Below are 18,974 nucleotides of genomic sequence, written 5' to 3'. Positions count from 1 at the left end.
CGCTTGCCGCTGCCACGCTATCGAACTTCTATTCGAACAAGCCCATCTGACGTGCAATACCCCTCTTTTGAGTGACGGTCAGCGAGTGTCGTCCGGCCGGAGCGAGGGGAGACAGCTACCGGGAGGCGGGCCACTCGGGGACTACGGCCCGCGGGGAGCGACCCCGGGAGTTCGGGGCTCGGGGTCGCACCAGGGGGAAGCGGGCGGGGGGACCACGGGGAGGCGGGGCCCCGGCGGACGGCAGCGCCGGGACCCCGACGGTCCGACAGTCCCATGGACGGCTCCCCTTCCGCCTCGGTGTTCAAGTGCGGCGTTCCGCTCCGGCCCTCACCTCGTGTCAGACGCGTCCCGGCCTCGTGCGCGCGACCCCGAAAGACTGCCATGCCACCGCGTCCACCGCTCGCGTTCCGGCCAACTCCGGCCGCCCCGGCGACCCCGGCGGGTTCCGGCGATCCGCCGGATCCCCGCGGCCACGGGCGGGACGGCCGGCGGGACGGCCGTCCGGCCCGCTCAGCGCCTGGCGACGAACACGTGCGCGGCCACGTCGGGGGTCAGCTCGGCGGCCTCCCCGCTGCTGCCGACCTGCACACCGCCCCCCGCCCCGGCCGTCACACTGACCACCGCGCCCGGCTGCACACCGGCCCTGCGCAGCGTGTACATCAGCTGGGCGTCCGTCTGGATGGGCTCACCGATCCGGCGCACGACGACCGTCTTGCCGTCGGAGCCCGCGTCCAGCTCCGACAGGCTCACCATGTCGTCGCTCAGGAACGGCGCCGCCTCGGCCTTCTCGCCCAGCTCCGCCAGCCCCGGGATGGGGTTGCCGTACGGCGACTCCGTGGGGTGCCGCAGCAGTTCGAGCACCCGGCGCTCGACCGCCTCGCTCATCACGTGCTCCCAGCGGCACGCCTCCGCGTGCACCTGCTCCCACTCCAGCCCGATCACGTCGACGAGCAGGCACTCGGCCAGCCGGTGCTTGCGCATCACCCGGGTGGCCAGCCGCCGGCCCTCCTCGGTCAGCTCCAGATGCCGGTCACCGGCCACCGTGAGCAGCCCGTCACGCTCCATGCGCGCCACCGTCTGGCTGACCGTCGGGCCGCTCTGGTCGAGCCGCTCGGCGATCCGGGCACGCATGGGCACCACACCTTCCTCCTCCAGCTCGAGGACGGTGCGGAGATACATCTCCGTGGTGTCGATGAGTCCGGACATGCATGCCCCTCGTCGGTCGTGCGGTGCTCCGGACTCAATTCTGACGCATGAGGGCGGCAACCGTGCCCGGCCGGGCGGACACCACCGGCGGCCGCATTGACAGCGCAGTGGTCCAGACCTCACCGTGAGCCGGTGCGCCCGGACCGGCGACGGCGCGCGGACCGTGTCCGGCGGGTGCCCGGACAGCGCCCGGGGAGCGCCGGGGAGCGCCGGAGAGCGAGGAGAGAGACCGGAGATGAGCGAGGACACCCTGGCCGAGCGGTTCTTCGACGCGGCCGCCGGCCTGCTGGCGCGGGTACGGGCGGAGGAGGCGGACACCATCGCGGCGGCCGGGAGGCTGATCGCCGACGCCTTCACCGCCGGCGGCCGGATCTTCGCCTTCGGCGCGGGGCACTCCTCGCTGCCCGCCCAGGACGTGGTCTACCGGGCCGGCGGCCTGGCCGTGCTGAACCTCCTGCCCGTCCCCGGCGCCACCGGCGTCGACGTGGTGCCCGCCACCCTGGGCAGCGCGCTGGAGCGGGTGTCCGGGCTGGCGTCCGCCGTGCTGGACACCGGGCCGGTGCGGGCCGGGGACGTCCTGGTGGTGATCTCCCTGTCCGGCCGCAACGCCCTGCCCGTGGAGATGGCCTCCCACGCCCGGGAGCTCGGTCTGCGGGTGATCGGGGTCACCTCGGTCGCGTACGCGGCGGCCACCACGCCGCGCAACGCCTCGGGCACCTTCCTGAAGGACCACTGCGACGTCGTCGTGGACAGCAAGATCGCGGTGGGGGACGCGGAGCTGACCGCGGACGGGATCGACGCCCCCTTCGCCCCGGCCTCGACGGTGGTGACGAGCGCGATCATGCAGGCGGTCACCGCCTCGGCGGCGGGCGAGCTGGCCGCCCGCGGCACCGTACCGCCCCTGCTGCGGTCCGGGAACGTGGACGGCGGCCACGAGTGGAACGACCGGGTGATGACCGAGTACGCGGACCGCATCCTCTACCGGCGCTGACCGCCCGGCACCGGGCCCGTCCGGCCCGCTCGGGTCCCGGACCGGCTCAGGCCAGGGCGCGGGCCAGGTCGACCGCGGCGGCGACGCGGTCCGCGACGCTCTCCGCGTAGGCGGCGTCCGAGCGGTCGAAGCCGCGCCGGCTCGCCCCCCGCAGGAACGTGAGCACCCCCAGCGACCGGCCGCGGCTGCGCAGCACCACGCACAGGCCGTGCACCGTGCCCTCCGGCCACCTGCGGGCCCGCGCCCAGCCCTCCACCGCCGGGCCGCCCACGCTCGTGCGGACCGGGCCGCAGCGCTCGTACGCCTGGAGCGCCGGGTGACCCTCCGGATAGCGGACCGGGACGCCCGTCGCCGCCGAGCCGAGGGCCGGCGCCTCGGCGGTGCGGACCAGCCGGACCGGGGCGCCGTCGGCACCGCCCGGCCCGTCCGGCCCGCCCGCCACCAGGTCGAGCAGGGCGTGGTCGGCGAAGCCCGCCAGGGCGAAGTCCAGATGGACCGCCGCCGACTCCATCGGGTCCTCGCACTCGGCCGCCGCCCGGGCCGCCCGGTGCAGCTGGTTGCCGCGGAAGCGGAACCGGGCCGCGTCCTGCTCGGTCCGTCTGGTGTCGGTGACGTCCAGGAAGAACCACGCCACGCCCAGCGGCACCGGCGTCTCCTCCGCCATCGGCGACACCAGCCGCAGGAAGCCGCTGCGCCAGCAGCGGCGCAGGTCACGGCCCGGGTCGCCGCCGGGCTCACGGCCCGTCCGGCCTCCCCCGTCCGCCGCGTCCGCCTCGCCCCCCGCGCGGGGGTTCGCGCGCAGCGTCACCCACAGCTCCGCCGGGCCGGGCTGCGGACCCTCCGCCAGCACCTGCTGCAGCGCGCTCTCCAGTTCCTCCACACCCTGGTCCACCAGCTCGCCCAGCGGCCGGCCGAGCAGCGCCGTACGGCCGACGCGCAGCGCGCGGGCGGCGTGGGCGTTGGCGACGGCCGGCCGCAGATCGGCGTCGACCAGCACCACCCCCCAGCCGGCGTCCTCGAACAGCGCCTCGCTCAGGGCGATCGACCGCTCCAGGTCGATCTGGGTGCGCACCTCGCTGAACGCGCAGTACACCCCGGCCGGCCGGCCGTCCGGACCGCGCACGCCGGAGGACTGCATGCGCACCAGCACCCGCCCGCCGTCCTTGCGCAGCAGCGCGAACTCGTGGACCTGGCGGCCGGGCGCCTTCATCGCGCCGAGCAGCCGCGCCCGGACGCCATCGGCGTCGGCCGCGCGGACCGCCCAGCCGGTCAGCCACCGGCGGCCGACGGCCTCCTCCTGGGTCCAGCCCAGGATGCGCTCGGCCTCGCGGTTCCAGTGGGTCACGGTGCCGTCCGCGTCGAGCGCGAACAGCGCCGCGTCCATGCCGTCCAGCAGCGCGGCGAGGAGCTGCTCGTCCCCGGAGTCGGCGAGCTGCGGCGGAACGGCCCCGGCGGCGCCGCCGAGCTCTCCTCCGTCACCGGCGCCGTGTTCGAAGTGGGTCTCGGACTGAGCGGTCACCTGGCACCCCCGGCTGGACGCTGCGCGCAACTGCACTCCCGATCATTCAACTCGAACGTGACCGGGCACACACGGAGTTCCGGAAAATCGTTGTTCCCCTGAAATTCGCTTGCCCGTCCGGCGGTGCGGCGCATAACGTGCGAGGTACACGAGAAGGGAGGTGGTTCGGACTAATGAGTGAATACCGGACGCGTGAGGTGGCTGCGGCCTAGGGGCCGATGTCACAAGCGTGATGCCGGCACCGCCGGCCAATCCCAAGCAGTCACCCGACCCGCGGGCTGTCGGTACGTCCGACCGACCCCCTTCGCGTCTCACGCGACCGGGGCCAGGCCCGCGGGTCGCCTGCGTCTCCGGCCCGCGGGGCCGGGTTCCACGGGCGGCACCGCGAGCACCCGGCACCGTACCGGTGCCGCCGGGACACCGCGGCCCCGCCCCGCGGACGCCGCGGGGACGACCGGCGCTCCCCGCCCGGCACGGACGCCGCGCGGACCCCCGCGTCGGGCCCGCACACCGCCCTCGGGACCTGCGTCCCGAGGGGCGCGGCCGACGGCCCGGCCCTTCACCGCCGCCCCCCCCGGCCCGGCGGCACACGATCCCCGCCGACGGGACCGCCCGCCGCCACCAGGGCGTCCGCCCTCTCCGGGGAACGCGGCCGGCGACCACCGGGGTCACCGGAGTACCGGCCGCACCCGGCACCGGGCGAAAAGCGGCGGGCGACCTCGCGGAACCCCCGCAGCCCCGCCTCCCAGGGACGCGGACGCCGGCCTCCGGAGCCGAGGGCCCGGTCGCCCGGCACCGGTCACCCGTCCCGGCCCCGGCCCGGTTCCCGCAACGCACGAGCCCTCACCGCGGCGGGATCGGCGAACGCCCCGCGACGCCGGCCGCCCTTCCCGAGGGCACGGGCCGCCCACGCTCGTGCGGACCGGGCCGCACCCGGACCGGGCAGCCCACCGGCCCGGAGCCCACCGCCGTGCCCCCGGCGGGACCACTCTCAGGGGCAGAGACGCTCGACCGTCCAGGACGACGGGCCCGTCCTGACGTAGCGCAGCCGGTCGTGGAGACGGTTGAGACGGCCCTGCCAGAACTCCACCGTCTCCGGCCGCACCCGGTAGCCGCCCCAGCGCGGCGGCACGGGGACGCCCTCGGTCTCGGGGTAGCGGGCCGCCAGGTCCGCGTAGGTGCGGTCCAGCTCCTCGCGCGAGGCCACCGCCGCGGACTGCTCGCTGGCCCACGCACCGAGCTGCGAGCCGTGCGGCCGGGTACGGAAGTAGGCCGCCGTCTCGTCCCGGCCGGTGCGCTCGGCCGTACCGCCGATGATCACCTGGCGGGCGACGGCGTGCCAGGGGAAGAGCAGCGAGACGTACGGGTTCGCCTCGATGTCGCGCCCCTTGCGGGATCCGTAGTTGGTGTAGAAGACGAAGCCGCGCTGGTCGAACTGCTTGAGCAGCACCGTGCGGGAACTGGGCCGCCCCCGCCCGTCCGCCGTCGACAGCACCATCGCGTTCGGCTCGTGCAGACCGCCGGTCACCGCGTCCTCGAACCAGCGCAGGAACTGCTCGTACGGGTCGGCGGCGAGGTCGGTCTCCTCCAGGCCCTCCGCCCGGTACTGGGCCCGCATGTCGGCGGGGTCGAGATGCGGGCGGTGGGCGAGGGCCGCACGGGCTGCGTCGTCGGTTTCGGGCACATGTTCATCTTGCCGCACGACCGCCGCCCACCCGGGATCGCGGTGGCCCATTCTGCCCTTTCCCCGCTTTCCTCACACCTGCAGTCGGCGGAATGCGGAGTGTGCCGCATCTCACCCTTCCCCGCATCTGCTGAACCCGACAGAATCGCTGGCTGGACGACTGTGGCCACCGCACACCGCGGGCTATCGTGTCCGACCAGTCGCTGTCGGTGACCACCGGCAGCGGGGCATGACCCGGGTACCGGCCCGGACCGCCGGCCTCCCCCCGGGCGGCGGAACCGCTCCGGTACACCCGCCGAGAGCCGACCCGGCCCTTACGGGCACCCGTCGTCGCCCTCCCGCCGAACCACATACGAGGAGCCGCCTCATGTCCGACTTCGTACCCGGCCTCGAAGGTGTCGTCGCGTTCGAGACGGAGATCGCCGAGCCCGACAAGGAGGGCGGCGCGCTCCGCTATCGGGGCGTGGACATCGAGGACCTGGTGGGCCATGTCTCCTTCGAGAACGTGTGGGGCCTGCTGGTGGACGGCGGCTTCACCCCCGGCCTGCCCCCGGCCGAGCCCTTCCCCATTCCGGTGCACTCCGGTGACATCCGGGTGGACGTGCAGTCCGCGCTGGCGATGCTCGCACCCGTGTGGGGCCTGAAACCGCTGCTGGACATCGACGAGAAGCAGGCCCGCGAGGACCTGGCGCGGGCCGCCGTGATGGCGCTGTCCTACGTCGCCCAGTCGGCGCGCGGCCAGGGCCTGCCGATGGTCCCGCAGAAGGAGATCGACAAGGCCGAGACCGTCGTGGAGCGCTTCATGCGCCGCTGGCGGGGCGAGCCCGATCCCAAGCACGTCGCGGCCGTGGACGCCTACTGGACGTCGGCCGCCGAGCACGGCATGAACGCCTCCACCTTCACCGCCCGGGTCATCGCCTCCACCGGGGCCGACGTGGCGGCGGCGCTGTCGGGCGCGGTCGGCGCGATGTCCGGTCCGCTGCACGGCGGCGCGCCCTCCCGGGTGCTGGGCATGATCGAGGAGATCGAGCGGACCGGGGACGCCGAGGCGTACGTCAGGCAGGCCCTGGACCGGGGCGAGCGTCTGATGGGCTTCGGCCACCGCGTCTACCGCGCCGAGGACCCGCGGGCGAGGGTGCTGCGCCGTACCGCCAGGGAGCTGGGCGCGCCGCGCTTCGAGATCGCCGAGGCGCTGGAGAAGGCGGCGCTGGAGGAACTGCACAACCGGCGCCCGGACCGGGTGCTGGCCACCAACGTGGAGTTCTGGGCGGCCATCGTGCTGGACTTCGCCGAGGTCCCGGCGCACATGTTCACCTCGATGTTCACCTGCGCCCGCACCGCCGGCTGGTCGGCGCACATCCTGGAGCAGAAGCGCACCGGGCGGCTGGTGCGGCCCTCCGCGCGCTACATCGGCCCGGGGCCGCGCAGCCCGCGCGAGATCGAGGGCTACACCGAGATCGCCCGCTGACCCCGGCGCACCGCGCGCCCCGACACACCGCGACCACCGCGCGTACGGCCCCGGGAACGGACCCCGTCCGTTCCCGGGGCCGTACGCCGTCCGGGACACGGCGGGACCGGCCCCGGTCCGGACAGCGCGAACGCCGGGCTCCCCGCCTCCGCCGGGTGGTCCCGGCGCCGCTGCCGGGCCCCGGGGGACCTGGCACGTCCGGTACGCGCCGCTCCGCCGCAGCGGCCGGTGACAGCCGCCGCTGTCGCCTTCAGGCGTGACGTGGGCGCACACGCTTCCGGCCCCGCCGCCTCACCCCCGGCCGTCGGCCGCCCGCCCCTCCGCCCCGTCGTCCGCCAGCGCCTCGGCCAGCACCTCCGCCAGATGGCGGGCGCGGTATCCGCCGAGCTGGGCGAGCTGGGTGCGGCAGGAGTAGCCGTCGGCCAGCAGCACAGTGCCCGGGGCGGCGGCGCGCACCGCGGGCAGCAGTTTCTCCTCGGCGCAGGCGGCGGACACCTCGTAGTGCCCCTTCTCGAACCCGAAGTTGCCCGCCAGCCCGCAGCAGCCGTCGCTCAGCGCCCCGGTCAGCCCGGCCCGCTCGCGCAGCCGCCGTTCGGCCGCGTCGCCCAGGACGGCGTGCTGGTGGCAGTGGGTCTGGCCGGCCACCGGGCGGTCGACGCGCGGCGGGGTCCAGTCGGGGGCGTACTCCTCCAGCGTCTGCGCGAAGGTGCGGACGGCGGCGGCCAGCCGCCTCGCGCGCGGGTCGTCCGGCAGCAGCTCGGGCACGTCGGTGCGCAGCGCCGCCGCGCACGGCGGCTCCAGGACCACCACCGGCAGCCCGGCGTCCAGCACCGGCTCCAGCCGGTCCAGGGTGCGGCGCAGCATCCGGCGGGCGCCGTCGAGCTGCCCGGTGGAGATCCACGTCAGGCCGCAGCAGACCCGCCCCGCGCCCGGCGGCGGTACGGCCGCCAGTCCCGCGTCCGCCAGCACCCGGACGGCCGCGGTGCCCGCCTCGGGCGAGAGGTGGTTGGTGAAGGTGTCCGGCCACAGCACGACCTTCCGCCCGCCGCGCGCCCCGTTCCCGCGCGGTTCCCGGCGCCGGCGGCGCAGGAACGGGGCGCGCGGCAGCGGCGGGATCTCCCGCTCCGGGGCGATGCCGCCCAGCCGTTTGGCCACCGCCGCCAACGGGGTGCGGGCCAGCAGGTTCAGCAGTGGTGCGGTGCGGGTGGCGGAGACGGCCCGCAGCCACAGCGGCAGCAGGCCCATCGAGTAGTGCGCCATCGGGCGGCGGCGGCCCGCGTAGTGGTGGTGCAGGAACTCCGCCTTGTAGGTGGCCATGTCCACCTCCACCGGGCAGTCCCGGCGGCAGCCCTTGCAGGACAGGCACAGGTCCAGCGCGTCGAGGACCTCCGCCGAGCGCCAGCCGTCGGTGATCACCTCGCCCGCCAGCATCTCGTGCAGCAGCCGCGCCCGGCCCCGGGTGGAGTGCTTCTCCTCGCCCGTCGCCCGGTAGGAGGGGCACATCACGCCCGGACTCCCGGCCGGGTTGCGGCACTTGGCGACGCCGACGCAGCGCCGCACCGCGGCCGGGAAGTCCCCGCCGTCGCCGGGGTAGCCGTAGACGACGGGCAGCGGCTCGCGCGGCAGCGGCGCGAAGCGCAGGTTCTCGTCCAGCCGGTGCGGGCGGACCAGCATGCCGGGGTTGAGTCCGCCGTCGGGGTCCCACAGGTCCTTGAAGCGGGCGAAGAGCTCCACCAGTTCCGGCCCGTACATCCTCGGCAGCAGCTCGGCGCGCGCCTGGCCGTCGCCGTGCTCGCCCGACAGCGAGCCGCCGTGCGCGGCCACCAGCGCGGCCAGCTCGGTGGAGAAGCGGCGGAAGCGGGCGATGCCCGCCTCGTGGACCAGGTCGAAGTCGATGCGGACGTGGACGCAGCCGTCCCCGAAGTGCCCGTACGGCAGCCCGCGCAGCCCGTGCTCGGCCAGCAGCGCGCGGAAGTCCCGCAGATAGGCGCCCAGCCGCTCGGGCGGCACCGCGCAGTCCTCCCAGCCGGGCCACGCCTCGCTGCCGTCCGGCATGCGGGTGGCGGTGCCGGAGGCGTCCTCGCGGACCCGCCACAGGGCGCGCTGCCCGGCCGGGTCGGTGACCAGGACGTGGTCGACGGCGGTGGCGGCGTCGCCGGTCGCGGCCCGGCACAGCCGCTCGGCCGCCGCCCGCGCCCCGGCCGTGTCCGCGCCGCCGACCTCCGTGAACAGCCAGGCGCCGCCCCGGGGCAGGAGGGCCCGCTGGGCCTCGGGCACCAGATCGCTCGCCATGCCCTCCACCGTCAGCGGGCCGTACGGGAGCAGCGTCACCGCCGCCTCGGCCGCCGCGGACTCGTCCGGGTAGCCCAGCACCGCCAGCACCCGCGCGCCGGGCCGCTCGACCAGCTTCACGGTGGCGGAGGTGAGCACCCCCAGGGTGCCCTCGCTGCCGATGAAGGCCCGCGCCCAGTCGCGGCCGTGCTCGGGCAGCAGCGCGTCCAGGGCGTAGCCGGAGATGCGGCGCGGCAGTTCGGGGAAGCCGGTGCGCAGCAGGGCGAGTTCGCCGTCCACCAGCGCCCGCGCCCCGGCGCGCAGCCGCTCGGGCACGCCGTCGCCGCCGGGGGCGAGCCGGGCCCGCTCGCCGCCGTAGGTCAGCACGTCCAGGGCTTCGACGTTGTCGGCGGTGGTGCCCCAGGCCACCGAGTGGGAGCCGCAGGAGTTGTTGCCGATCATCCCGCCGAGCGTGCAGCGGCTGTGGGTGGAGGGATCGGGGCCGAACGTCAGGCCGTGGGCGCCGGCCGCCCGGCACAGGTCGTCCAGGACCACGCCCGGCTGGACGACGGCCGTACGGGTGGCGGGGTCGACCGACTCGACCGCGGTCATGTGCCGGGTGAAGTCCAGCACCACCCCCGTCCCGGTGGCCTGCCCGGCGATGGAGGTGCCCCCGCCGCGCGGCACCACCGGCAGCCCGTGCTCCCGGCACACCGCCAGCGCCGCGGCCACGTCCTCGGCGTCGCGCGGCGCCACGACGGCGACCGGGACGCGCCGGTAGTTGGAGGCGTCCATCGTCACCAGCGCGCGGCTCGCGGCGTCGTCGGCCGCCCCGCCCCGTACGGCGGCGCGCAGTGCCCGTACCGCCGAGCGCGTCCGTTCCCACTCGGCGGCCCGCTCGGCCGTCGTCAGCGCCGCCCGTGCCTGCGTCTGTGCGTCCCGTGCCGTGTCACCCATGGCACCAGCCTGCCCCCGGTGCCCGCGCCGCCACCCGCACCGGCCGCATGTTTCCGGGATGTGTCTCGCGGGATGGACGGCGCACGGGGAACACGACGGGGAAGGGCTACCCTTCGCAGCGTGGCCGATCTCCAGATTCCCGCAGACATCAAGCCCGCCGACGGACGCTTCGGGTCGGGCCCGTCCAAGGTGCGTCCGGAGGCGCTGAGCGCCCTGGCCGCCACCGGCACCTCCCTGATGGGCACCTCGCACCGCCAGGCTCCGGTCAAGAACCTGGTCGGACGGGTGCGCGAGGGTGTGCGGCAGCTCTTCGGGCTCCCGGAGGGCTACGAGGTGATCCTGGGCAACGGCGGCTCCACCGCCTTCTGGGACATCGCGACCCACGGTCTGATCGAGAGCAGGTCCCAGCACCTGTCCTTCGGCGAGTTCTCCTCGAAGTTCGCCAAGGCCGCCAAGCTGGCGCCGTGGCTGGCCGAGCCGACCGTCATCTCCGCCGACCCCGGCTCGCACCCGCAGCCCGAGGCCGAGGCGGGCGTGGACGTGTACGCCTTCACCCACAACGAGACCTCCACCGGTGTCGCCATGCCGATCAACCGGGTGCCCGGTGCGGACGAGGGTGCGCTGGTCCTGGTGGACGCCACCTCGGGCGCGGCCGGTCTGCCGGTGGACATCACCCAGAGCGACGTCTACTACTTCGCCCCGCAGAAGTCGTTCGCCGCGGACGGCGGGCTGTGGATCGGCGTGTTCTCCCCGGCCGCCCTGGAGCGGGCCGAGCGGATCGCGGCGGGCGACCGGCACATCCCGGCGTTCTTCGACCTGCCGACCGCGATCGACAACTCCCGCAAGAACCAGACGTACAACACCCCGGCGCTGGCGACCCTCTTCCTGCTGGCCGACCAGCTCGAGTGGATCAACGGGCAGGGCGGGCTGGACTGGGCGGTCTCCCGTACCGCCGACTCCTCCTCACGGCTGTACGGCTGGGCGGACAAGTCCTCCTTCGCCACCCCCTTCGTGGCCGACCCGGCCAAGCGCTCGCAGGTCGTCGGCACGATCGACTTCGCCGAGGGCGTGGACGCGGCGGCGATCGCGAAGGTGCTGCGCGCCAACGGCATCGTGGACACCGAGCCGTACCGCAAGCTGGGCCGCAACCAGCTCCGGGTGGCGATGTTCCCGGCCGTCGACCCGGCGGACGTGGAGGCCCTGACGGCCTGCGTGGACTACGTCGCCGAGCGCCTCTGAGCACCCCTCCCGAGCACACCGCCCGGAGCCCTGCTCCGGCCCGGAGGCACCGGTGGCCCGGATCCGTCGTTTCCCGTGCCGCCGCCCGTGGTACCCGGCGGCGCATGACCACTCCCAGCACCGGACTGCGGCTTTTCGCCGGCGAACCGCGCGTCTGGCTGGCCACCTACGAGCGGGACGGCTCCCCGACGGGGACGGCCACCGCGCTGGCCGTGGACGGGGACCGGGCGTACGTACGGGTGCCCGCCCGGTCGGGGACGGCCGAGAGGCTGCGCCGCCGGCCGGAGGCGGAGGTCTCCCCCGCCACCCTCGGCGGCACACCGGCGGGCGCCCCGCTGAAGGTGGACGTGCGGCGGCTGCGGGGCCGGGAGGCCCGGCACGCCGCCGCCGTCCTGGCCAGGCGGCACCCGCTGCGCGGGGTGCTGGTGCCGCTGGGGCACCGGCTGTCCCGCGGGTCGGCGCTGTACGAGCTGCGGGAGGTGGGCCGGTAGGCCCGGCACGGCGGCCGCGCCGGGCCGGGCGGCCGATCGACGGCGGGCGGTCAGCGGCGGGCGGCGCGTACGGCCACCGCGCCCGCGGCGGCGGCCGCGGTGCCCGCCGCGGTCAGCAGCCCGCGGTGCCGGACGGCCCACAGCTGAGGGCTGCGGTCGGCGGACCGGTCGTCGAAGGAACCGTGGGTGCCGAAGTCCCGTCCCCCCGGACCGTCGGCGGGCTCCCAGAGGTTGACCGGCCGGTCCGGGTCGCGGGGCTCGTCGGTCTGCTGGGAGTCGTAGCCGGTGCGGGCCAGATAGCGGTCGAGCAGGCCGGGGAAGAGCCGGTTGGCGACGAGGGTGGCCACCGTGGGCCCGCCCAGCCAGTACTCGCGCCGCCGCGGGTGGTCGGCGGCGTGCAGCACCGCCCGGGCGGCCGGCTCGGGCTGGTAGATCGGCGGGACCGGCTGGGCGCGGCGCGGCAGCCGGGAGAGCAGCCAGTCGAACTGCGGGGTGTTGACCGCGGGCAGCTGCACCATGGTGATCCGTACGTTGCTGCGGTCGTGCAGCAGTTCGCAGCGCACCGACTCGGTGAAGCCCTGGATGGCGTGCTTGGCCCCGCAGTACGCCGCCTGCAGCGGGATGCCCCGGTAGGCCAGGGCCGAGCCGACCTGCACGATCGTGCCCCGGTCGCGCGGCAGCATCCGGTCCAGGGCCGCCCTGGTGCCGTTGACGTACCCCAGGTAGGTGACGTCGGTGGTCCGCTCGAACTCCTCCGGACCGGTCTCGGTGAACGGGGCGAACACCGAGGAGAAGGCGTTGTTCACCCATACGTCGACCGGCCCGAGCTCCTCCTCGGCGCGGGTCGCGGCGGCGTCCACGGCCGCGTGGTCGGCGACGTCCACCGGGACCGGCAGGGCGGTGCCGCCCGCCTCGCGCACCTCCCCGGCCGCGGCCTCCAGCCCCTTCTCGCCCCGGGCCAGCAGCGCCACCTTCGCGCCCCGCGCGCCGAAGGCCCGCGCCACCGCCCGGCCGACTCCGGCGCTCGCTCCGGTGACCACCACCACCTGCTGGTTCCGGTCCGGCATCGACGGCTCCTTCCCTTTCCCTGTCGTCCCGCGTTCCGTTGTTCCCCGTGCGTTCCGTGAGCTCTGTCCGGGTGCGCGTTTCCGGACGAAGAGAGCGGTGTGTCCCGTCCGTGGTACCCGCCGGACGGTGTGTCACACGGGGTGGCACGGCCGGCACCGCGGCCGGGAGGGCCTGCCGGGGAGCGCGCGTCGGCCGCCGGTTCCTCCCCGCCGGGCGGCAGGGAGGAACCGCGGGAGGGGCGGGCCGTCCGCGCACCGCACGGGCGTGCCCGGGGGCTCCGGCGGCGCGGCGCGGAACGCCCCCGGCGGCCCGTGCGGTCAGCGCGTCAGGCGCTGGAAGCGGCGGACCGCCAGGGGCAGGAAGACCGCCGTGAGGACCAGCGGCCAGACCACCGCCATCAGCAGGGCGTGCTCCTCGATCCAGCTGCCGCCGCCGGGCACCGGGTTGCCGAACAGCTCCCGTACGGCGTTCGCGGTGGAGGAGACCGGGTTCCACATCGCGACGGCGCCCAGCCAGTCGGGCATCAGCGAGGGCGGGGTGAAGACGCTGGAGACCATCCCGAAGGGGAAGGCGAGGGCGAACAGGTTGCCCGCCGCCTCCTGGTTGGGGACGAGCAGCCCGAGGAGCACCCCGACCCAGATCAGCGCGAAGCGCAGCAGGAGCAGCAGCCCGAAGGCGGCGAGCGTGGCGAGTGCCCCGCCGTCCGAGCGCCAGCCGACCACCAGCGCGATCAGGGCGAGGATCAGCAGGTCCAGCCCGGCGTGCAGCACGTCGGAGACGCCGCGGCCGGTGACCACCGCCGAGGGGGCCATCGGCATGGAGCGGAAGCGGTCGGTGATGCCGCGCTCCTTGTCGACGGTGACGGCCATGGCGGTGTTCATGAAGCCGAAGGCCATGGTCATGGTGAACATGCCGGGCAGCGCGTACGCCTCGTAGTCCGCCGCGCCCACCTCCATCGCGCTGCCGAAGACGTAGACGAACAGCAGCACCGACACGATCGGGAAGCCGAGCTGCCAGGCGACGATGGAGGGCTGCCGGGCGAGGTGCAGCAGGTCGCGGCGGACGATCGTCCAGCAGTCGGCCAGCGCCCAGTACAGGCGGCGTTCCGGTCCGGCCGGGGTGGTGGGGGGCGGGGCGGTGGGGGTGTTCATGCCGGCTGGGGCTCCTTCCGGGTGCCGTCGGCGCCGTCGGCGCTGTGGGCGGGGCGGCCGGTGAGGTGCAGGAACACGTCGTCGAGGGTGGGGCGGCGCAGTCCGAGGTCCTCGACGTCGAGCCCGTCGTCGCGCAGGGTGCGGGCCACCTCGGTGAGCGCGGCCACCCGGTCCGCCACCGGCGCGTGCACCCGGCGCCGCTCGGTGTCGCGCTCCACCGCGCCGCCGACCGCGGCGCGGGCGACGATCCGCTCGGCGGCGGCCAGATCGGCGGTGTCGCGCACCACGACCTCGATCCGGTCCCCGCCGACGGCCCGCTTGAGTCCGTCCGGGGTGTCCTCGACGATGTCCCGTCCCCGGTCGACCACGGTGATCCGGTCCGAGAGCCGGTCGGCCTCGTCCAGGTAGTGCGTGGTCAGCAGCACCGTGGTGCCGGTCGCCGCCAGTGAGCGCACCGCCTCCCAGACCTCACTGCGGCCGCGCGGGTCCAGTCCGGTGGTGGGCTCGTCGAGGAAGAGCACCCGGGGGGCGAGGATCATGGAGGCGGCCAGGTCGAGGCGGCGCCGCATGCCGCCGCTGTAGTCCTTGAGGGACCGGTCGGCGGCCTCCGCCAGTCCGAAGCGCTCCAGCAGTTCCCCGGCCCGCAGCCGGGCGCGCCGGGCGCCCAGGTGGAACAGCCGGCCGAACATCTCCAGGTTCTGGCGGCCGGTGAGGATCTCGTCGACCGCCGTGTCCTGCCCGGCCAGCCCGATGGCACGGCGCACCCGGGCGGGCTCGCGTGCCACGTCGTGGCCCGCCACGGTGGCGCGGCCGCCGTCCGCTCGGGCGAGGGTGGCCAGGATGCGTACGGCGGTGGTCTTGCCCGCCCCGTTCGGGCCGAGCAGGCCGTGGACGGTGCCGGGGCGGACGGCGAGGCCGAAGCCGTCCAGGGCGCGCTTGTCGCCGTACCGCCTGGTCAGCCCCTCCGCCAGCACGGCGTGCTCCGGCGGTTGGGGCGGGGTGGTGCGTCCGGTGCTGTCCCGGGGTGCCGGCATGGCGCGTTCCTCCTCGGTGGGTACGGCGTACTCGATTACGCGTACACCGTACCCGACAGCGCGTACGCCGTACCCGGTTTTTTCGGTCCCCCCTAGGATGGGCACCACGATGACGAGCGAACAGAGCGACAGCGGATACCTCAGGCGCAGCCTGGACCTCATGTGGGGCCGGAACGGGCGCCCCGCGCGCGGCCCGAAGCCGGGCCTGACCCTGGAACGCATCGTCACCGCGGGCATCGAGGTCGCCGACGCCGGCGGGATCGACGCGCTCTCCATGCGCCGCGTCGCCGCCGAGCTGGGCGTCGGCACGATGTCGCTCTACCGCTACGTGCCGGGCAAGGCCGAGCTGCTGGAGCTGATGATCGACCAGGTCTACGGCATGACGACCGGCACCGACGGCCCCCGGGACGGCGGCTGGCGCGCGGTGCTGGAGTACGTGGCCCGCGGCACCTGGGAGATGCACCTGGCCCACCCCTGGCTGCTCCAGGTCAACGTGGCCCGGCCGGTGCTCGGGCCGAACGCGGTGGCCGGCCTGGACTACGCCCTGGCCGCCCTCGCCGGTCTGGATCTCACCGACCGCGAGAGGCTGGGGTTCATCACCGCCCTCGACGGCTATGTCACCGGCTGCGCCCGCACCCATGTCAACGCCGCCCAGGCCGCGCGGCACACCGGCATCAGCGACGAGGAGTTCTGGTCCGCCCAGGCGCCCACCCTGGAGAAGGCGATGTACAGCGGCGCGTACCCGCATGTCGCCGCCCTCGCGGAGGACACCTTCGCGGTCCCCGGCGAGCGGCTCTTCGCGTTCGGGCTGGCGCGGCTGCTGGACGGGCTGGAGGAGTTCCTCGCCGCGCGCACCGCCGGGCGCGCCGGCCGGGAGCTGGAGGACGACGGGGCGGAGGACGGGCCCGGAGGCGTCACCCGCGGGGAGTGCGTCCCCGGGGAGACGGACGGCTGAGCGCGCCGCCCCGCCGGTGGCGCCCCGTCGGCGGCTCCCGCACGGTCCCGCGGCCGGGGCCGGCTGCGGGACGGCCGTGACAGGCGAGCCCGGCGGGCGGCCGGCCCGTCAGGCCCGGCGCCGGACCAGCAGCCGGCGCAGCACGAGGAAGACGGCGGCGCCCGCGGCGAGGGTGAGGCCCGTCCGTACGGTGTTCCCGCCGTCCCCGTCGTCGCCGGACGCCGTGTCCCCGCCGGACGCCGTGCCCTCGGCCCCGTCCCCGCCGGAGGCGGCTTCCCGCTCCTTGCCGCCGGGCTCCTCCTGCCGGGCCTTCTCGGGCAGCTGGTCGTCCGTCAGCCCCATCGGCCGCACCTCGCTGCGCCCGCCCTCGGTGCCGTAGAGCAGGGTCCGGCCGTCCGGGGCGAAGGTCACCGACTCGCCCTGCCGCTGCACCGGCACGCTCAGCCGTCCCAGCTCGCGCGGCTTCCCGTCCTCCCAGGCGTACATCCTCCCGCCGAAGTAGCCGCGCACCGCCAGCCGGGTGCCGTCCGGGGAGAAGGCGGCGTCGGTGGCCCACAGGTCGATGCCGGCGGTCCGGGTGAAGGTGTTGGCGCCGGAGGCCGAGAGCTCCTCGGGGCCGGCGTAGAGCCCGCCGCCGTCCTCGTTCTTGCTGACGATGTACACCCGCCCGGTGCCGGGGTGGACGGCCAGGGACTCGGCGTCGCGCGGGCCGTCGGCGTAGCGCACGGTGAAGCGGGTGGTCTCCACCTCGGTGTCGGCCAGCTCCGCCGGCTCGGCGAAGCGGTAGATCCACACCTCGGGCCAGGTGCCGCCGAGGTTGTCACCGATGTCGCCCACGTAGACGTTGCCGTCCGGACCGACCGAGACGGCCTCGACGTCCCGCGGATCGACACCGGTCAGGGTGACCGTGGCGACCGTGCGGCCGGTGGCGCCGTCCACCGCGTAGACGTACGGGCCGTCGTCGCTGTCGTTGTGCGTCCAGTACACCCCGGGGTGGGCGCGGCTGGCGGCCAGTCCGCTGGACTCCGTGATCCGTTCGTCCTCGATGGTGAAGCCCTCCGCGGCCGGCCCCTCGGCCCCCGCCGAACAGGCCGTCCCCAGCACGATCCCCACCGCCGCGCCCAGGGCGCACACAAGCCTCCGCATGGCTCCAAGACTGCCATCCCGGACAGGACCGGCCCGCCCGCCCCGCCCCACCGGGGCCGGGCCGGTTCAGACGCGGGGCTCCCAGCGGAACCGCCGGGCGGCGATCCACGCGAACAGGGCCGTCCAGCCGACCGCCAGCGCGCACCGGCCCAGCGCGCCGGCCGCGCCCAGCTCGGCCGTCCATCCCGAGCGGACCAGGTCGACCGTCGAGGACAGCGGCACGTACAGCAGTACGTCGCCGAGCACGTCCGGCAGCACCTCGCGGGGGATGTAGATCCCCGAGGCCATCGGCAGGACGAAGACCGCCGGGAGCGTGGCGACCATCACCGACTCGACGGAGCGGCACAGCGCCGCCGTGGCGGCCGCCATCGCGGTCATCAGCGCGATGCCGGTGAGCAGCCCGGCCAGGGCGGAGAGCGGCTGGCGCGGGGCCGCGTCGAACATCACCGACAGCACCGCGGCCACCACGGCGATCTGCGCCACGGTGACGGCGACGTACATGGACGCGCCGCCGGCGAGGATCACCGGGTCGGACACCTCTCCGGTGCGCAGCCGCTTGAGGACGAGTTCCTCCCGGCGGGCCACGTACAGGCCGGTGACGGAGGAGTAGAGGGAGAAGATGAGCAGGATGCCGACCGAGGTGGCCACCATCAGCGGGCCCGGGTTGAGGCCGTACCGGTCGAGGTCGAGCTGCTCCTGCACGGAGCGCATCGCCACCAGGATCATCAGCGGGACGAACACCACGAAGAAGTAGTTGGCCCTGATCCGGTTGAACAGCTTCCACTCGATGCGGAACAGGGTCCTCATGTGCTGTGCGGCCAGGCCGTTCACTGATCCTCCTCCCCCGCCCCGGGGGCCTCGTCACGTCCGGCGATCCTGATGAACGCCTCCTCCAGGGACGCGGGCCGGGCGGTGAACCGCTCCAGCACCACGTCGTGCTCCTCGGCCCAGGTCAGCAGCCGGGTGGCGTCCTTCTGGAGCTGCCCGGTGGTGATCGTCACCCGGCCGCCGTGCTCCTCCGCCTCCGTGCCGGCCACGGGCAGGTCGCGCGCCGTCCACCGGTCGTCCAGGGTGAACGAGAGGGTCGAGGGGTGGTCGGCGACGATCCGGGCGACGGTGCCGGCCGCGGCGATCGTGCCCCGGTGCATGATCGCCAGGTGGTCGGCGAGGGACTCGGCCTCCTCCAGGTAGTGCGTGGTGAGCAGGATCGTCGAGCCCCGCTCCCGCAGCCGCCGGATCAGCTCCCAGGTGGCACGCCGCCCCTCGGCGTCCATGCCGGCGGTGGGCTCGTCCAGGAACAGCAGGTCGGGCCGGGAGAGGGTGGCGACCGCCAGGTCCAGGCGCCGCTTCTCCCCGCCGGAGAGGTTCTGCACCATCACGTCGTGGCGGTGGGCGAGCCCGGCCAGCTCCAGTGCCTGGTCGACGGGGCGGGCCCGGGAGGTGAGCTCGGCCCACATCTGCACGCTCTCCCGCACCGTCAGATGGGAGATGAAGCCGCCCTCCTGGAGCATCGTGCCGGTGCGGGGGCGGATGCGGGGACGGTCGGCCACCGGGTCCAGGCCGCCGAACAGGCGGATGCTTCCGCGGTGCGGGGCGGCGAGCCCCTCCAGCAGTTCGACGGTGGAGGTCTTGCCCGCGCCGTTGGTGCCCAGGAGCGCGAACAGCTCTCCGGGGCGGACGGTGAAGCTGACCCCGCGTACGGCGTCGAAGGTCTTCCTCCCGCTGCCGTAACGGCGCCAGACGTCCTGGGCGTGAATGTGGCTGCTTTCCGCTGCTGCCATGGGTCCTTCCTCG

The 18,974-nt window shown here is 75.3% G+C and carries 15 protein-coding genes; 5 read left to right on the top strand and 10 right to left on the bottom strand.

The window, feature by feature from the left end:
• Positions 1-510: 510 nt before the first annotated feature.
• Entirely contained in the window at positions 511-1,206 is a 696-nt protein-coding gene (locus V1L54_RS02820) for an iron-dependent transcriptional repressor DtxR (RefSeq protein ID WP_330116214.1), read from the bottom strand.
• A 235-nt stretch (positions 1,207-1,441) separates the two neighbouring features.
• Between V1L54_RS02820 and V1L54_RS02815 the strand changes: the two genes are divergently transcribed.
• Complete coding sequence (locus V1L54_RS02815; protein ID WP_330116213.1) at positions 1,442-2,197, top strand: SIS domain-containing protein; 756 nt, start codon at positions 1,442-1,444, stop codon at positions 2,195-2,197.
• Between the two features lie 46 nt (positions 2,198-2,243).
• Here the strand turns inward: V1L54_RS02815 and V1L54_RS02810 are convergent, their stop codons facing one another.
• Complete coding sequence (locus V1L54_RS02810; protein ID WP_443076454.1) at positions 2,244-3,716, bottom strand: PAS domain-containing protein; 1,473 nt, start codon at positions 3,714-3,716, stop codon at positions 2,244-2,246.
• Between the two features lie 991 nt (positions 3,717-4,707).
• Positions 4,708-5,334 (bottom strand): pyridoxamine 5'-phosphate oxidase, encoded by a 627-nt coding sequence (pdxH, locus tag V1L54_RS02805; protein ID WP_330116441.1) that lies wholly within the window; start codon positions 5,332-5,334, stop codon positions 4,708-4,710.
• Positions 5,335-5,767: 433 nt separating this feature from the next.
• Between pdxH and V1L54_RS02800 the strand changes: the two genes are divergently transcribed.
• A complete protein-coding gene (locus V1L54_RS02800) occupies positions 5,768-6,868 on the top strand; it encodes a citrate synthase 2 (protein ID WP_330116212.1) in 1,101 nt (366 codons plus the stop codon).
• A 291-nt stretch (positions 6,869-7,159) separates the two neighbouring features.
• Here V1L54_RS02800 and V1L54_RS02795 read toward each other — a convergent pair whose 3' ends face one another.
• Positions 7,160-10,096, bottom strand: a complete 2,937-nt coding sequence (locus V1L54_RS02795; RefSeq protein WP_443076453.1) for an FAD-binding and (Fe-S)-binding domain-containing protein — start codon at positions 10,094-10,096, stop codon at positions 7,160-7,162.
• Positions 10,097-10,216: 120 nt separating this feature from the next.
• On the opposite strand from V1L54_RS02795, the gene serC reads away from it, so the two are divergent.
• Together serC and V1L54_RS02785 are read left to right on the top strand one after the other, a co-directional pair.
• The gene (gene serC, locus V1L54_RS02790; RefSeq protein WP_330116211.1) at positions 10,217-11,335 is read left to right on the top strand and encodes a phosphoserine transaminase; all 1,119 of its coding nucleotides are present in this window, start codon (positions 10,217-10,219) and stop codon (positions 11,333-11,335) included.
• A gap of 104 nt (positions 11,336-11,439) precedes the next feature.
• On the top strand, positions 11,440-11,826 hold the full coding sequence (locus V1L54_RS02785) for a PNPOx family protein (RefSeq protein WP_330116210.1): 387 nt from the start codon (positions 11,440-11,442) through the stop codon (positions 11,824-11,826).
• Positions 11,827-11,876: 50 nt separating this feature from the next.
• Here the strand turns inward: V1L54_RS02785 and V1L54_RS02780 are convergent, their stop codons facing one another.
• From V1L54_RS02780 to V1L54_RS02770, 3 genes are all read right to left on the bottom strand, one after another.
• Positions 11,877-12,893, bottom strand: a complete 1,017-nt coding sequence (locus tag V1L54_RS02780; protein ID WP_330116209.1) for an SDR family oxidoreductase — start codon at positions 12,891-12,893, stop codon at positions 11,877-11,879.
• 318 nt (positions 12,894-13,211) lie between these two features.
• Positions 13,212-14,045 (bottom strand): ABC transporter permease, encoded by an 834-nt coding sequence (locus tag V1L54_RS02775; protein ID WP_330116208.1) that lies wholly within the window; start codon positions 14,043-14,045, stop codon positions 13,212-13,214.
• The gene (locus V1L54_RS02770; protein WP_330116207.1) at positions 14,042-15,079 is read right to left on the bottom strand and encodes an ATP-binding cassette domain-containing protein; all 1,038 of its coding nucleotides are present in this window, start codon (positions 15,077-15,079) and stop codon (positions 14,042-14,044) included. The genes V1L54_RS02775 and V1L54_RS02770 overlap by 4 nt, the downstream gene beginning before the upstream one ends.
• A 109-nt stretch (positions 15,080-15,188) precedes the next feature.
• Between V1L54_RS02770 and V1L54_RS02765 the strand changes: the two genes are divergently transcribed.
• A complete protein-coding gene (locus V1L54_RS02765) occupies positions 15,189-16,034 on the top strand; it encodes a TetR/AcrR family transcriptional regulator (RefSeq protein ID WP_330116206.1) in 846 nt (281 codons plus the stop codon).
• 108 nt (positions 16,035-16,142) lie between these two features.
• Here the strand turns inward: V1L54_RS02765 and V1L54_RS02760 are convergent, their stop codons facing one another.
• From V1L54_RS02760 to V1L54_RS02750, 3 genes are all read right to left on the bottom strand, one after another.
• Positions 16,143-17,180: a hypothetical protein gene (locus V1L54_RS02760; RefSeq protein WP_330116205.1), complete on the bottom strand. Its 1,038-nt coding sequence runs from the start codon at positions 17,178-17,180 to the stop codon at positions 16,143-16,145.
• A gap of 66 nt (positions 17,181-17,246) precedes the next feature.
• Positions 17,247-18,011 carry an ABC transporter permease gene (locus V1L54_RS02755; RefSeq protein WP_330116204.1) on the bottom strand — a complete coding sequence of 255 codons (765 nt, stop codon included), beginning with the start codon at positions 18,009-18,011 and terminating at the stop codon, positions 17,247-17,249.
• On the bottom strand, positions 18,008-18,961 hold the full coding sequence (locus tag V1L54_RS02750; RefSeq protein WP_330116203.1) for an ABC transporter ATP-binding protein: 954 nt from the start codon (positions 18,959-18,961) through the stop codon (positions 18,008-18,010). The genes V1L54_RS02755 and V1L54_RS02750 overlap by 4 nt, the downstream gene beginning before the upstream one ends.
• Positions 18,962-18,974: the final 13 nt, after the last annotated feature.

The sequence above is a fragment of the Streptomyces rubellus genome, assembly GCF_036323805.1.
GTDB lineage: Bacteria > Actinomycetota > Actinomycetes > Streptomycetales > Streptomycetaceae > Streptomyces.
The sequence above is the reverse complement of the archived record's forward strand: the minus strand, read 5'-3'. Positions and strand labels throughout refer to the sequence as shown.

Coding starts and splice junctions, on each gene's coding strand:
- V1L54_RS02780 (WP_330116209.1), bottom strand. CDS start 12,893: ATGCCGGACCGGAACCAGCAGGTGGTGGTGGTCACCGGAGCGAGCGCC.
- V1L54_RS02815 (WP_330116213.1), top strand. CDS start 1,442: ATGAGCGAGGACACCCTGGCCGAGCGGTTCTTCGACGCGGCCGCCGGC.
- V1L54_RS02750 (WP_330116203.1), bottom strand. CDS start 18,961: ATGGCAGCAGCGGAAAGCAGCCACATTCACGCCCAGGACGTCTGGCGC.
- V1L54_RS02760 (WP_330116205.1), bottom strand. CDS start 17,180: ATGCGGAGGCTTGTGTGCGCCCTGGGCGCGGCGGTGGGGATCGTGCTG.
- V1L54_RS02765 (WP_330116206.1), top strand. CDS start 15,189: ATGACGAGCGAACAGAGCGACAGCGGATACCTCAGGCGCAGCCTGGAC.
- pdxH (WP_330116441.1), bottom strand. CDS start 5,334: ATGCGGGCCCAGTACCGGGCGGAGGGCCTGGAGGAGACCGACCTCGCC.
- V1L54_RS02795 (WP_443076453.1), bottom strand. CDS start 10,096: ATGGGTGACACGGCACGGGACGCACAGACGCAGGCACGGGCGGCGCTG.
- V1L54_RS02820 (WP_330116214.1), bottom strand. CDS start 1,206: ATGTCCGGACTCATCGACACCACGGAGATGTATCTCCGCACCGTCCTC.
- V1L54_RS02800 (WP_330116212.1), top strand. CDS start 5,768: ATGTCCGACTTCGTACCCGGCCTCGAAGGTGTCGTCGCGTTCGAGACG.
- V1L54_RS02785 (WP_330116210.1), top strand. CDS start 11,440: ATGACCACTCCCAGCACCGGACTGCGGCTTTTCGCCGGCGAACCGCGC.
- V1L54_RS02775 (WP_330116208.1), bottom strand. CDS start 14,045: ATGAACACCCCCACCGCCCCGCCCCCCACCACCCCGGCCGGACCGGAA.
- V1L54_RS02770 (WP_330116207.1), bottom strand. CDS start 15,079: ATGCCGGCACCCCGGGACAGCACCGGACGCACCACCCCGCCCCAACCG.